Source organism: Kitasatospora sp. NPDC053308 (assembly GCF_055585785.1).
Window position 1 is genome coordinate 268,329 of the sequence record NZ_JBVJJY010000006.1, and the last position, 13,497, is coordinate 281,825.

At 73.9% G+C, this 13,497-nt stretch carries 13 protein-coding genes; 8 read left to right on the forward strand and 5 right to left on the reverse strand.

From position 1 onward, the window contains the following. Window positions 1-61: 61 nt before the first annotated feature. A complete protein-coding gene (locus ACZ6Y7_RS16665; protein WP_465758597.1) occupies window positions 62-643 on the reverse strand; it encodes a MarR family winged helix-turn-helix transcriptional regulator in 582 nt (193 codons plus the stop codon). Between the two features lie 156 nt (window positions 644-799). On the opposite strand from ACZ6Y7_RS16665, the gene ACZ6Y7_RS16670 reads away from it, so the two are divergent. The 4 genes from ACZ6Y7_RS16670 to ACZ6Y7_RS16685 all read left to right on the forward strand — a co-directional run bounded on the left by ACZ6Y7_RS16670 (window position 800) and on the right by ACZ6Y7_RS16685 (window position 5,517). Next, window positions 800-2,089: an MFS transporter gene (locus ACZ6Y7_RS16670; RefSeq protein ID WP_465758598.1), complete on the forward strand. Its 1,290-nt coding sequence runs from the start codon at window positions 800-802 to the stop codon at window positions 2,087-2,089. Between the two features lie 168 nt (window positions 2,090-2,257). Further along, window positions 2,258-3,871 carry a dolichyl-phosphate-mannose--protein mannosyltransferase gene (locus ACZ6Y7_RS16675; protein WP_465758599.1) on the forward strand — a complete coding sequence of 538 codons (1,614 nt, stop codon included), beginning with the start codon at window positions 2,258-2,260 and terminating at the stop codon, window positions 3,869-3,871. After that, window positions 3,850-4,725, forward strand: coding sequence for an ABC transporter permease (locus ACZ6Y7_RS16680; protein WP_465758600.1), 876 nt, complete (start codon window positions 3,850-3,852; stop codon window positions 4,723-4,725). The genes ACZ6Y7_RS16675 and ACZ6Y7_RS16680 overlap by 22 nt, the downstream gene beginning before the upstream one ends. Before the next feature lie 204 nt (window positions 4,726-4,929). Further along, window positions 4,930-5,517: a TMEM165/GDT1 family protein gene (locus ACZ6Y7_RS16685; RefSeq protein WP_465758790.1), complete on the forward strand. Its 588-nt coding sequence runs from the start codon at window positions 4,930-4,932 to the stop codon at window positions 5,515-5,517. Window positions 5,518-5,620: 103 nt separating this feature from the next. Here ACZ6Y7_RS16685 and ACZ6Y7_RS16690 read toward each other — a convergent pair whose 3' ends face one another. After that, complete coding sequence (locus tag ACZ6Y7_RS16690; RefSeq protein ID WP_465758601.1) at window positions 5,621-6,760, reverse strand: peptidoglycan-binding domain-containing protein; 1,140 nt, start codon at window positions 6,758-6,760, stop codon at window positions 5,621-5,623. Between the two features lie 401 nt (window positions 6,761-7,161). On the opposite strand from ACZ6Y7_RS16690, the gene ACZ6Y7_RS16695 reads away from it, so the two are divergent. Together ACZ6Y7_RS16695 and ACZ6Y7_RS16700 are read left to right on the forward strand one after the other, a co-directional pair. Then, window positions 7,162-9,234 (forward strand): MDR family MFS transporter, encoded by a 2,073-nt coding sequence (locus ACZ6Y7_RS16695; RefSeq protein ID WP_465758602.1) that lies wholly within the window; start codon window positions 7,162-7,164, stop codon window positions 9,232-9,234. 204 nt (window positions 9,235-9,438) lie between these two features. After that, on the forward strand, window positions 9,439-9,915 hold the full coding sequence (locus ACZ6Y7_RS16700; protein WP_465758603.1) for a CYTH domain-containing protein: 477 nt from the start codon (window positions 9,439-9,441) through the stop codon (window positions 9,913-9,915). A gap of 46 nt (window positions 9,916-9,961) precedes the next feature. On the opposite strand, the gene ACZ6Y7_RS16705 is transcribed toward ACZ6Y7_RS16700, so the two are convergent. Next, a complete protein-coding gene (locus ACZ6Y7_RS16705; protein WP_465758604.1) occupies window positions 9,962-10,456 on the reverse strand; it encodes a MarR family winged helix-turn-helix transcriptional regulator in 495 nt (164 codons plus the stop codon). 62 nt (window positions 10,457-10,518) lie between these two features. Here ACZ6Y7_RS16705 and ACZ6Y7_RS16710 point away from each other — a divergent pair, with 62 nt between their 5' ends. Both ACZ6Y7_RS16710 and ACZ6Y7_RS16715 read left to right on the forward strand, forming a co-directional pair. Beyond that, window positions 10,519-10,929, forward strand: a complete 411-nt coding sequence (locus ACZ6Y7_RS16710) for a cupin domain-containing protein (protein WP_465758605.1) — start codon at window positions 10,519-10,521, stop codon at window positions 10,927-10,929. 87 nt (window positions 10,930-11,016) lie between these two features. Beyond that, window positions 11,017-11,343, forward strand: coding sequence for an antibiotic biosynthesis monooxygenase family protein (locus ACZ6Y7_RS16715; protein WP_465758606.1), 327 nt, complete (start codon window positions 11,017-11,019; stop codon window positions 11,341-11,343). A gap of 118 nt (window positions 11,344-11,461) precedes the next feature. Here ACZ6Y7_RS16715 and ACZ6Y7_RS16720 read toward each other — a convergent pair whose 3' ends face one another. Both ACZ6Y7_RS16720 and ACZ6Y7_RS16725 read right to left on the reverse strand, forming a co-directional pair. Continuing rightward, complete coding sequence (locus tag ACZ6Y7_RS16720) at window positions 11,462-12,325, reverse strand: LysR family transcriptional regulator (RefSeq protein ID WP_465758607.1); 864 nt, start codon at window positions 12,323-12,325, stop codon at window positions 11,462-11,464. A 179-nt stretch (window positions 12,326-12,504) separates the two neighbouring features. After that, a complete protein-coding gene (locus tag ACZ6Y7_RS16725) occupies window positions 12,505-13,425 on the reverse strand; it encodes an RNA polymerase sigma-70 factor (protein ID WP_465758608.1) in 921 nt (306 codons plus the stop codon). Window positions 13,426-13,497: the final 72 nt, after the last annotated feature.

Sequence of the window (13,497 nt, forward strand, 5' to 3'; positions counted from 1 at the left end):
GAATTTCGCCGACCCGGACCCGCAGCCGCCGGTCCGGGTCGGCGGTCTCGCGCTCGCGCTGTCAGGCCAGGTCGGCGGTGCGGCCGAGGGTGTCGGGCCGGGTGTCCTCGATCCGGCGGAGCATCCGGGCGAGGAGGGCGGCCAGGGCGGTGCGCTCCTCGCCCACGACGTCCTGGAGCAGCTCCTCCTCGAAGACCGCCGCCATCCGCATCGACTCCAGCCACTTGTCGCGGCCGGTCTCGGTCAGCTCGATGATCACCCGGACCCGGTTGGACTCGTCCCGCTCGCGGGTGACCAGGCCGTCGGCCACCATCCGGTCGATCCGGTGCGTCATCGCCGCCGGGGTCAGCCCGAGCCGCTTGGCCAGCTCGCTCGGCCCCAGCCGGTACGGGCTGCCGGCCACCACGAGGGCCTTGAGCACCTCCCACTCGGCGGAGGTGATTCCGAGCACAGTCAGTTGGCGGTCGTATGCCACGCCCATCCGCCGGGAGACCCGGTTGAGGGTCTGCACGATGGTCTCCACCTGGGGGTCGACGGTGGGGAATTCCCGCTGGTAGAGGGCCACCTGCTCGGCGATTCCGAGTTCCAGGGGGGTGGCCGGGGCGGGCTTGTCGGCAGCCGGCGCCGGCTTGTCCGTAGTCATGCGGACCAGTGTCGCACGAGGGTGCACCCCTTAAGCCTTTGACTCCACAGCCTTCTGGTGCTAAGACTTTATCTCGTCAAACTTTAGCTCTGAAATCTTCTGGACTTAAGAGTATCCAGTCGAAACCAGGAAGGGATGTGCACGGTGGCCGGCACGGTGAAGCAGCAGAGGCAGCGGCGTGGAGCGGGCGGCCCGCTGCGCCGCGTCCAGATCGGCAACGCGCTCAGCGCGTTCGGCAGCGGGTTCACGATGCCGTACATGTTCGTGTACGTGGACCAGGTGCGCGGGCTGGGCTCGCTGGCGGCCGGGATGGTGTTCACCGTCTTCGCACTGGCGGCGCTCGCCGTCCTGCCGTTCACCGGGCGCGGCATCGACACGTACGGTCCCCGTCCGGTGCTGCTGGCCGGTACGGCGCTCGCCGCCACCGGTGCGTTCGCCTTCGGCCACGCCACCGGTACCCCGGCCCTGCTGGTCTCCTCCTTCCTGTTCGGCGCGGGCGTCACCACCTGCCAGCCGGCGCTCGCCACGATGATCGTCCGCTGCTCTACGGCGGCGACCCGCTCGCACGCCTTCGCGCTGCAGTTCACCCTGGTCAACCTGGGCATGGGCATCGGCGCGCTGGTCGGCGGGCAGATCGTGGACGTCTCCGACCCGGCCAGCCTCACCCGGCTGTTCACCATCGAGGCGGCGACGTTCCTCGGCCTGGCGCTGGTCACCGGCACCGCCCGGATGCCGCGGTTCCAGCTGAGCCCGGTCCACGAGAAGGGCGACGGCCCGACCGGCCTGCGCGCGCTGGTCGCCGACAAGGCGATGCTGCGCCTCTGCCTGCTCGCCGGGCTGATCTTCTTCACCTGCTACGGCCAGTTCGAGTCCGGGGTCGCGGCCTTCGCCACCGACACCGTCGGCACCGCGCCGTCCACGCTGGGCTTCGCCATCGGCGCCAACGCGCTGACCATCGTGCTGCTGCAGATGTTCATGGTGCGGATCACCGCGCGCCGCCGCCGCACCACCGCGATGGCCGCGGCCGGCCTGGTCTGGCTCGGCGCCTGGGCGATGGCCCTGCTGGCCGGTCTGATCCGGACCGAGACCATGGCCGCCACCGTCGCCATCGTCTCGATCTACGCCCTGTTCGGCGTCGGCGAGTCGCTGCTCGCGCCCACCATGGGCCCGATGGTCGCCGACCTCGCCCCGGCCCGACTGCTCGGCACCTACAACGCCGGGTACGCCCTGGTGAAGCAGATCGCCATCGCGGTCGGCCCGGCCGTCGGCGTGCTGCTGGTCGGCTCCGGCACCTGGCCGCTCTACCTGGCGGCGATGGCGGGCTGCACGCTGCTGATCGTCACCCTGGCGCTGCGGCTGCGCCGGCACCTCACGCCGGAGCAGGACAACGCCGCGCCGGTCGTGGTCCGCACCGCCCCGGTCCGCGAGCTGCAGACCGCCGCGTAGGGCGGGAGCGGGCCAACGCGCGAAACGGGCGCCGACCGGGTCACCTGGTCGGCGCCCGTCGCGCTTGGCTTCACGAGCACCGCCACATAGTGTCAGTGGCTGTTGACCGCCCGGATCCGGCCACGGCGCCCGGGCCCGGGCAGAGCAGACTGGCGAATCGGCGAGGCTATGACGCAAGCGGCCCTCACGCACCCCCCGGCGGCCCCGGCCGCCGAGGCCCCCGCACCGGCCCCGCGCGGGGGCCTGGTCCGCTGGGCGGCCGACCACTCCGGCTGGCTCGGCCCGATCGGCGTGGCGCTCTTCGCGGGTCTGCTGCGGTTCTGGCACCTCGGCTACCCCAACGCCTTCGTCTTCGACGAGACGTACTATCCCAAGGACGCCTGGTCGCTCCTGCGGCAGGGCTACGAGGGCAGCTGGCCCGACCACGCCAACGCCGACATCCTGGCCGTCCCGCAGTCCGTCCCGCTCGGCTCCGCGCCCGAGTTCATCGCTCACCCGCCGCTCGGCAAATGGGTGATGGCGATCGGCGAGCAGCTGTTCGGACTGCACCCCTTCGGCTGGCGGTTCATGACCGCCCTGCTCGGCACCGTCACCGTGCTGATGCTGGCCCGGATCGGCCGCCGGCTCTTCGGCTCCACCCTGGTCGGCTGCACCGCCGCGCTGCTGATGTCGGTGGACGGCCTGCAGCTGGTGATGAGCCGGGTCGGCCTGCTCGACGGCATCCAGATGTTCTTCGTGCTCGCCTCCTTCGGCAGCCTGCTGATCGACCGGGACCACGCCCGCGCCCGGCTCGCCGCGGCGGTGGACGGCGACCGGGTGCGGCTCGGGTGGCGGCCCTGGCGGATCGCCGCCGGGGTGTTCATCGGCGCCGCCTGCGCCGTCAAGTGGAACGGCGCCCCGGTCCTCGCCGCCTTCGGCGTGCTGACCGTCCTGTGGGACCAGGCCGGCCGTCGCGGGGCCGGCGCCCGCCACCCCTGGCGCTCGATGCTGCGCCGGGACGCCGTACCCGCCCTGCTCGCCATGGTCGGCTCCGCCCTGGTGGTGTACGTGGGCGCCTGGGGCGGCTGGCTGCTCAGCGGCGGCAACGGCGAGGGCGGGTACGACCGGCACTGGGCCGACGGCCGGGCCGGGCTCTCCCCGGACAGCTTCCTCGGCATCCCGCTGCCGCAGGTGTCGATGAGCTGGGTGCCCGCGCCGCTGCGCAGCCTGTGGCACTACCACTCGCAGATGTACGACTTCAACACCGGCTTGAGCACCCCGCACACCTACCAGTCCAACCCCTTCGCCTGGCTGGTGGACGGCCGCCCGGTCTCGATGTACTGGGAGCAGGTCCCGAACGGCACCCGCGGCTGCACCTCCTCCGGCGGCTGCGCGGCGCAGATCCTCGGCCTGGGCACGCCGTTCCTCTGGTGGGCGGCCTGCTTCGCGCTGGTCTACCTGCTGTGGCGCTGGTTCTTCCGGCGGGACTGGCGCTCGGGCGCGGTGCTGTGCGCGGTGGCCGGGATCTACCTGCCCTGGTTCCGCTACCAGGAGCGGACGATCTTCTCCTTCTACATGGTCGTGCTGGTGCCGTTCCTGTGCCTGGCCGTCGCCCAGATGCTCGGCGCGATCCTCGGCCCGCCCGGATGCAGCCCCGAGCGCCGCCGGATCGGCGCGATCGGGGCAGGGGCGGTCGTGCTGGCGATCGTCGGCTGCTTCGCCTTCTTCTACCCGCTGTACACGGCGGAGGTGATCCCGATGTCGTCCTGGCAGGACCGGATGTGGTTCACCAGCTGGATCTGATGGAACCAGCGGCGCCGGAGCCGGGGCTGACGCCGGTGTCGGCGTCCGGGGCGGCATCCATATCGGTGTCCGGCGCGGTGTCCCTGGCGGCGTCCGGCGGGCAGCTGCTGCCGGTCACCCCGCTGCTCGGGGTGGTCACCGCGGTCCTGCTGCTGGCCGCCGTCGCGGTGGCGGGGCGGGGACGGCTCGGTCACGGGCCCGCGGTGCTGCGGGCCGGGCTGCGGGCCGTGGTGCAGCTGGCGGCCGTCGCCGCGGTGATCACCTGGGTGGTCGGCTCGCTCTGGTGGTCGGCGCTGTTCGTCGTGCTGATGTTCTCGGTCGCGGTGCGCACCGCGGGGCGCCGGATGACGCCCGGGCCGGGGTGGGCGTGGGCGGCCGCCCCGATCGGCGCCGGGGTGCTGCCGGTGCTCGCCCTGCTGCTGGCGGTCGGGCTGCTGCCGCCCGAGGGCCTGTCGGTCATCCCCGTCGCGGGCATCCTGATCGGGGGTGCGCTCACCGCGACCTCGCTGGCCGGTCGGCGCGCCCTGGACGAGCTGCGGCAGCGGCGCGGCGAGGTGGAGGCGGCGCTGGCGCTGGGCTTCGAGGAGCGCGAGGCGCGGCTGGAGATCTGTCGCACGGCCGCGGCGACCTCGCTCGTCCCGGCCCTGGACCAGACCCGTACGGTTGGCCTGGTCACCTTGCCCGGGGCCTTCGTGGGGATGCTGCTCGGAGGGGCCTCGCCGGTGCAGGCGGGGGCGGTGCAGCTGTTCGTGCTGATCGGGTTGCTGGCGGTGGAGTCGGTGGCGATCGTGGTGGTGCTGGAACTGGTCGGCCGGGGAAAGGTGCCGGTCGGGCCACCCGACGCCGTCCGGTAGGCTGGCGGGCGTTGAAGGGGAGTAGCCCTCCACCGGACCGTCGACATACTGGCCCCCAGGGGCCCGGCGCCCGGGGCACCGCTCGCGGAGCGTTGCCGGCGAGACCTTCGGCCGCAGTGCTGTGACCATGACCAGTGCTGTCGGGCCGAAGCGTCCCCTGACGGAGCTGCGGAGGCCGGGCAGCCCGACCGAGGAATCCAACCCCTGATGAGTCTGACCGTTGCCGCGTTGACCTTCGGCATCATCTTCCTGGCCGAACTGCCGGACAAGACCGCGCTGGCCAGTCTGGTGCTCGGCACCAAGTACCGGGCGAGCTACGTCTTCGCGGGCATCGCCGCCGCGTTCGCCCTGCAGGTGGGCATCGCGCTCGTCGCCGGGCACCTGCTGTCGCTGCTGCCGCACCGCTGGGTGGAGGGCGTCACCGGCGTGCTCTTCCTGGCCGGTGCGGCGATGCTGCTGTTCCACGGCGGCGGGGACGAGGACGGGCACGCGGCCAAGGAGCCGTCCTCGAACAGCTTCTGGAAGGTGGCCGGGGCCAGTTTCGTGGTGGTCGCGATCGCCGAGTTCGGCGACCTGACCCAGATCATGACCGCCAACCTGGCCGCCAAGTACGCCGACCCGCTGGCCGTCGGCATCGGCTCCTGGCTGGCGCTGTGCGCGGTCGGCGGGATCGCCATCGTGGGCGGGCAGAAGCTGCTGAAGCACGTGCCGATGAAGCTGATCATCCGGGTGGCGGCGTCGATCATGGTGGTGCTGGCGGGGGTCAGCATCTTCGGGGCGATCACCGGCTGACGGCCGGGGAGCGGTGAACGGGTGGTGCCCGCCGAGCGGCGGGCACCACCCGTTCGCGCGTGTCCGGGCGCGGGTCAGCGCGCGGGTCTGGGGTGGGCCGGGGTCAGCAGCCGGGGTCGGCGGCGAGGAAGGCCTGGGTCTTGGGACCGTAGACGCCCTTCTCGCCCTTGATCTGGTTCTCGGCCTGGTAGGTGCTGAGCACCGACTCCGTCCAGTAGTCGAAGGTCCCGGTGATGATCGACTTGTCGACGAATCCGCATTCGGCGGCGTACAGACGCTGCTGCATGGCCAGGACGTCGGGCCCGCTCATCCCGCGCTTCAGCACGCGCGGGGCGGGCGGCGGTGTGGTCGGGGCGGCGGTGGGCGTCGGCGTCGGGGTCGGGGTCGGCGCGGGCGTCGGCACCGGCGGCGGGGGCACGGTCGGCGTGGGGGTCGGCGTCGGGGTGGCCGTCTTCGTCGGCGTCGGCTTGCGGGAGGGCGTCGCCGACGGGCTGGGGGCCGAGCCGGACGGTGCCGGCGCGGTGGCGGTGGGCACGGCCGCGGGGCTCGGGTCCACCGGGGCCGGTGCCAGGGTGGTGGTCGGCAGCGGCTGCGCCTGCTTGGCGTCGGGCTCGGAGGAGGGGGTCACCGCGTACGCGAGGCCGATGGTGAGCGCCACCAGGGCGGCGCCGACCCCGGCCAGCAGCCCCTTGCGCCCGGCCAGCGGGTTGCCGGAGCCCTGCTCGGCCGCCCGTCGCGCGGCCCGGCCGCCGGCCGGAGGGCCGGGGTCGGCCGGGCCGTTGTCGAAGGGGAAGAGCCCGATCTCGCCGTCGGCGGGGTGCTGCGGCGGCCCTGCGCGGTAGGCGCCCGCCCCGGAGGGCGGCGGCACCGGCGGCAGCACCGTGGTGGCGTAGGAGTCGGCATCCGGCCCCAGCGGGGGCTGCCCCGTCGGGACGGGCGGCAGCACGGTGGTGGCGTACGCGTCGGCGTCCGGGCCGAGCGGGGGAGCGACCGGTCCGCCGGGCGCCGTCGGCTGTCCCGGGGCGACCGGGGGCAGCACGGTGGTCGCGAAGGGGTCCACGCCCGGTGCGTCCGCTGGCGCTCCCCCGGCCACCTGGTCCGCGGCCTGCGGCACGTAGGGGCGGACCAGCGGCGGGCCCTCCAGATGGGGGAGGACGGCGGTCTCGGTGAGGCTCGGGTCCGGGACGCAGCCGCACCCGGTCGAGCGTGCGGTGCCGCACGTCGGGCAGTGCTGGTCCGGCATCGGCCGGTCCTCCTCGGCTTCGCGTCGGTCTCGTGACGGTCTCGGCGGCTCCGGGGGCGGGCCCGGGCGCACGATCGCGCCTGATTATGCAGGACGGTCCGGGGGGTGGACAGGGTCGTCCGGCGCCGGGCGGGGGTGTTGTGCCGGTTGGTGCCGATTGGCTCCGCCGGGAACGTCCGGGAGGCCGTCGACGGGGCCGGTGGTGACGTTCGGCTCAACCCGGAGGAACAAATGCGGACGAATCTGCCAGCATGGGTGAGCTGGGAGTGATCATCCGCGCGGGTCCGTCTGCCGGACCCACGCCCCACGGACCCACGACCCACACGGACCCGCGACCCACTCGGACCCGCCGCCCCGCGGACCCGCGACCCCCACGGAGACGCCATGCCCACGGAGACGCCATGACGGACCCGCTCGCCGCGTCCGGCCGGAGCCCGGCGGACCGGCCCGGTCCGCCGGCCACCGCCGCCCGAGGGCTCTGGGTGCCGATCGGCGCGCTGCTGTTGGCGATGCTGCTCGCCGCCCTCGACCAGACCATCGTCTCGACCGCGCTGCCCACCATCGTCAGCGACCTGGGCGGTCTGGAACACCTCTCCTGGGTGGTCACCGCCTATCTGCTGGCCTCCACCGCCGCGACCCCGCTGTGGGGCAAGCTCGGCGACATGTACGGCCGGAAGCGCTTCTTCCAGGCATCCATCGTGATCTTCCTGCTCGGCTCGGTGCTGTGCGGGATCGCCGGGAACATGGGCGAGCTGATCGCCTTCCGGGCCGTGCAGGGGCTGGGCGGCGGCGGGCTGATCGTGCTCTCCCAGGCGATCGTCGGCGACCTCGTCCCGCCCCGGGACCGCGGCCGCTACCAGGGCCTGTTCGGCGCCGTCTTCGGCGTCACCAGCGTGCTCGGGCCGCTGCTCGGCGGGCTGTTCGTCGACCACCTCAGCTGGCGCTGGGTCTTCTACGTCAACCTGCCGATCGGCGTGGTCGCCCTGCTGGTGATCGCCGCCGCGCTGCACGGCCGGGAGGTGCGGCGCGAGCACCGGATCGACTACCCCGGCACCGTCCTGATCGCGGCCGTCGCCACCTGCCTGGTGCTGATGACCTCGCTCGGCGGCACCACCTGGGCCTGGAGCTCCTGGCAGATCGTCGGGCTCGGCGTGCTCGGACTGGTGCTGCTGCTCGCCTTCGTCGCGGTCGAGCGGTCGGCGGCGGAGCCGGTGCTGCCGCTGCGGCTGTTCCGCTCGCGGACCTTCAGCCTGGTCGCGGTGATCTCCTTCGTGGTCGGGTTCGCGATGTTCGGCGCGCTCACCTACCTGCCGACCTTCCTCCAGGTGGTCAAGCAGGTCTCGCCGACCATGTCCGGCATCCACATGCTGCCGATGGTGCTGGGCATGCTGGTCACCTCGATCGGCTCCGGCCAGATCGTCGCCCGCACCGGGCACTACCGGGTCTTCCCGATCGCCGGGACGGCCGTGACGACCGTCGGCCTGCTGCTGCTCTCCCGGCTGGACGAGCACAGCAGCACCGCCGAGATGAGCGGCTGCTTCCTGGTGTTCGGCCTCGGTCTGGGCCTGGTGATGCAGGTGCTGGTGCTGATCGTGCAGAACTCCGTCGGCTACGAGGACCTCGGCGTGGCCACCGCGGGCGCGACCTTCTTCCGCTCCATCGGCGCCTCCTTCGGCGTCTCCGTCTTCGGAACGGTCTTCGCGAGCGGCCTGAACAGCCGGCTCGCCGACGCCCTCGCCGGGGTGCCGCTGCCGCCCGGCTTCCGGCCCGAGGCCATCACCTCCGACCCGCGGGTCGTCTCCCGGCTGCCGGCCGCCGTCCAGGACGGGGTGCACCACGCCTACGCCGAGTCGATCACCCGGGTCTTCCTGTACGCGGCACCCGTCGTGATGGTCGCCTTCGTGCTGTCGCTGTTCCTGCGGGAGCAGAAGCTGCGCACCACCGTCACCGCCCCGGACCTCGGCGAGTCGATCGGACTCAACCCGGTCGAGCGCAGCTCCCTGGACGAGATCGCCCGCGCGCTCTCGGTGCTGAGCAGCCGCGAGGCCCGGCGCGACCTCTTCCGGCGGATCACCGCCACCGCCGGGCTGGACCTGCTGCCGGCCTCCAGCTGGCTGCTCCTGCAGATGCACCAGCACGGCTCGGTCGAGCCCGCGGAGCTGGCCGAGCGGCGGATCGTGCCGATCGCCGTCGTCGAGGAGGCCGTCCGGGAGGTCGAGGGCCGGGGGCTCGCCGCGCGGAGCGGCGGGCTGCCGCTGCGGCTCACCGAGGCGGGCGAGCAGGCGGCGCTGCGGCTGGTCGCCGCCCGGCGCACCCAGCTCTCCGAGCTGCTCGGGGACTGGGACGAGGAGCAGTACGCCGACCTCGCCGAGCTGCTGACCAAGCTCAGCTCCACGCTGGGCGCCGACCGGCGGGACCGGCCCGACCCGGTCGGCCCGGAGCCGCCGCACCGGGCCGAGGGCCGGTCGTTCTGACGGCGGGGCGGGTGAGCGGAGCGGCGGGGGAGTCGGAGCGGGAGTCGGTGCGGGAGTCGGTGCGGGAGTCGGTGCGGGAGTCGTCGGAGCGGGGGGAGGCGGCCTCGGGCCGTCCGGGCGCCGGGGCGCTGCCGGGTGACGTATCGTCGCGTACCGGTCCCGGCCGCGCGACCGCTGCCGGGGAGAGCGTCGAAGGGATGCGGCATGCCGCTCGAGATCGAGCGCAAGTTCCTGGTGGACTCCTTCGAGCCGCCGGCGACGGCGGTGCGACAGCCCATCGAGCAGGGCTACATCGCGATCACGGACGACGGCACGGAGGTGCGGCTGCGGCGGATCGGCGGCAGCCGCGTCCTCGGCGTCAAGCGCGGCAAGGGGGAGGGCCCGGCGGTCCGCGTCGAGGTGGAACGCGAGCTCGACGAGGAGGAGTTCACCGGGCTCTGGCCCGGGACCGCCGGTGCCCGGCTGGCCAAGGACCGCTACACCTTCGACGCGGCGGGCGTCACCGTCCACCTCGACGTCTACCAGGGCCGGTTGGCCGGGCTGCGCACCGTCGAGGTGGAGTTCGACTCGACCGCCGAGGCCGAGGGCTTCACCCCGCCGGACTGGTTCGGCACCGAGATCACCGGCGTCAGGGCGTACAAGAACCAGACCCTCGCGACGCGCGGACTCCCCGGGGAGTGATCCGGTGCGGTGGGGCGCGGGGCGTGCGGACCGGCCCCGCGCCGGCTCACGGCGCGCCGAACCAGCGGGGGGTGTCGAGCCGGAACGGGTCGCCGGGGGCGAGCCGGCGCAGGCCGTCCTCCACCTGGCGCAGCTGCTCCTCGCCGAGCACGGCGGACCACTCGGCGCGCAGCTCGTCGAAGATCCGGGCCGACCGGACCAGGCAGTCCACCCCCCGGCCGGTGAGCCGGACCACCTTGCGCCGGGCGTCGGCCGGGTCACTGCCGCGCTCGACGTAGCCCGACTGCTCCAGGCCCTCGATGGTCTTGCCCGCCGCCTGCTTGGAGACGCCGAGGCGGCGGCCGAGTTCGACGGCGGTGGTGCCGTGCGGCCCGATCGCCTGGAAGACGAAGCCGTGCATCGGACGGAGGTCCGGATGCCCTTCGCGGGCGATCCGCTCGTGCAGCTCGTCGATGATCGTTCGGAAGGCGAACAGCAGGCGCAGCGGCAGTTCGAAGCCCGGCGGGGGCAGTTCGCTCGGCTCACGCGGCTCACTTGACACGATAGACAACCTCATTGACCATATAGACAACTTCATTGTCCATCTTAGGGGGTCCCTCCGCCATGTCCGTGATCCGCCTCTCCGACGCCCGCCGCTCCGAGACCCCGAACGCCGTCATGACCACCTACGCCTCGCCCACCCAGGGCTCGACCTCGCTGGCACTGTGGCGGGTCGAGATGCGGGCCGGCGCCCAGGGGCCGCTGCACGCCATGGAGGCCGAGCAGATCTGGACCTTCCTCAGCGGGTCCGCCTCGGTGGACCTGGCCGGAGAGGCCCTCGCCGTCGGCGCGGGCGACACCCTCGTCCTCCCGGCCGACACCGCCCGCCAGGTCTCCACCGCCGAGGGCTTCACCGCCGTCGTCGCCTCCACCTCCCCCTCCCGTGCCTACAACCCCGACGCCCGCACCCCCGACGGCGCCTGCGCCCTCGCCCCGCGCGACGCCGACCGCGTCCTCCCGGCCTGGATCGCGTGAACCACCGGGTGTGAGGTGTAGGAGACTGCTCGCAGTGACCGAGCCGGCGCCCGCACGCGCGGCCCCGGCGAACCAGTGAGGAGCGGCATGTCCGTCGTCAAGATCAACGTGCTGACGGTTCCGGCCGAGCAGCGCGAGGTGCTGGAGCAGCGCTTCGCCTCCCGGGCCGGCGCGGTGGAGAACTCGGACGGCTTCGAGTGGTTCGAACTGCTCCGGCCGGTCGAGGGCACCGATCAGTACCTCGTGTACACCCGTTGGCGCAGCGAGGAGGACTTCACGGCCTGGATGGAGGGCCCGATGAAGGCGGCCCACCAGAACGGTGCTGAGGGCGAGGCTCCGAAGCGGCCGGCCGCCTCCGGGTCCACCCTGTGGTCCTTCGAGGTCGTCCAGTCGGCCGGGCCGAAGGGCGACTGAGCCGGTACCCGGCGCGGGCTGCGCGTGCGGCGGGCCCCGTCCCTCCTGCGGGAGGGGCGGGGCCCGTGGTGCGTGGCGGCTCGGGCGGGGCGGTGCCGTGGGGCTGGCCGGGGGGAGTTCAGGCCGAGGCGGCGTGGAGGACCTCGCGCAGGCCCGGGACGGTCTCGCGGTCGGCCCGCCAGACCAGGCGCAGGTGGAGCGGCGGGGTGTCGAGGGGGAGGCGGACCAGCGTGCCGGCGGCGAGCTGGTCGTGGACGGCGAACGCGGGCAGGAGGGCGATGCCGAGGCCCTGTTCGGCGCAGGCGCGGGTGACGGCCACGCCGCCGGTGCGGACCCGGTCGACGTCCTGGCCGAGCAGCCGCTCCCCGGCGAGGTGGAAGGAGCAGGCGGGGGAGTTGACGAGGAGTCGGCGACCGCGCAGGTCCTCGCGGCTGAGCGGGGTGACACCGGCGAGCGGGTCGGTGGGGGCGGCGACCAGGACGAGTGGGACGTCCTCCAGGTCCACGTGGTCGAGCGGGGCCGGCGGCAGGTAGAAGCCGAGCTCGCCGAGCGGACCGGCGGTGTCCAGGATCAGTGCCGCCTCCAGCGCCCCGGCCGCCACCCCGCCGAGCAGGCCGTCCCGGGCGGTGTCGGTGTGCAGGGATATCTCCAGGTCGGGCCGGCGGTCGGCGAGGCGGGCCAGCACGGCGGGCACGTGGGTGGCCGCGATCGTCTCCAGCGCGCCGAGCCGCAGCCGGGCGCGGGCCGCGACCACCTCGCGCCGTGCCTGCTCGGCCTGGTCCAACAGCCGCCGGGACCACGGCAGCAGCCGCTCCCCGGCCGCGCTGAGGGTCAGGCCGCGCGGGGCCCGCTCGAACAGCCCGGTGCCGAGACTCCGTTCCAGCGTGCGGATCTGCTCGGAGACGGAGGACGGGGCGAGCCCGAGCGCCACCGCGGCGCCGGTGACGGTGCGGTGGGCGACGACGGCCTCGAAAACGCGCAACTGACCTAGTTCCACTGGTTTCCCCGACTCCCGGCCGCCCTCGCGTGTCCGTGTTGCGGGACAGCGTACGGGGGCGCCGCGTCCGCCTGCGCGGCCGCCGGCGGCGATGCGCGGCCGGGAGACCCCGCCGTCCGCTCGGCGGATCCCCCGCGCGGGCGGACCACTCGCGGGCACTCCGCTCAGCGGCCCACCGCTCCGAGGCTCACCGCCGTCTCCCGGGTCATGTGCGTCAGCTTCTCCGGGTTGCGCACCGAGTAGATGCCGGTGATCCGCCCCTCGTCCAGCCGCATCGCCACCACCACGTCGATCTCGCCGTCGACCCGCAGGACCAGCGCCGGGTGGCCGTTGACCTGGGCCGGCTCCGCCGTGCCCGTCGGGCCCCACACCGCGATCCCGGCGGACAGCAGGCGGCCCACCCGCTCGGCGCCGACGGTGGGCCGGGGCATCGCCTGCTTGATGCCGCCGCCGTCGCTGAGGGCGACCACGTCCGGGGCGAGGAGGTCCAGCAGCTCCTGCAAGTCGCCGGTCTCGACGGCTCGTTGGAAGGCGGCGATGGCCGTCCGGGCCTCGTCCGCCGAGACCGCGCCGCCGCGCGGCCGGCGTGCCGCGACGTGGGCCCGTGCCCGGTGGGCGATCTGGCGGACCGCGGCCTGGGTCTTGTCGACGGCCTCGGCGATCTCGTCGTACCCGAGGGCGAACACCTCCCGCAGGACGAACACCGCCCGCTCGGTGGGTGCGAGGGTCTCCAGGACCATCATCATCGCCATCGAGATGCTGTCGGCCAGCTCGACCTGTTCGGCCACGTCGGGCGAGGTGAGCAGCGGCTCGGGCAGCCACGGGCCGACGTACGACTCCTTGCGCCGGCCGAGTGTGCGCAGCCGGCCGAGCGCCTGCCGGGTGGTGATCCGGACCAGGTACGCGCGGTGGTCGCGGACGGTGGCGAGGTCGACGCCCGACCAGCGCAGCCAGGTCTCCTGCAGGACGTCCTCGGCGTCCACCGCCGAGCCGAGCATCTCGTAGGCGACGGTGAACAGCAGGTTGCGGTGGGCGACGAACGCGTCGGTGGCCGGGTCGGGACGATGGCCGTCCTCGCTGCTCATCTCGGTCTCCTTCGGATCGGGTGCGCTGTCCACAGGACGCCGGACCCCGCCGTTCCGTGACACGCCGCGAGG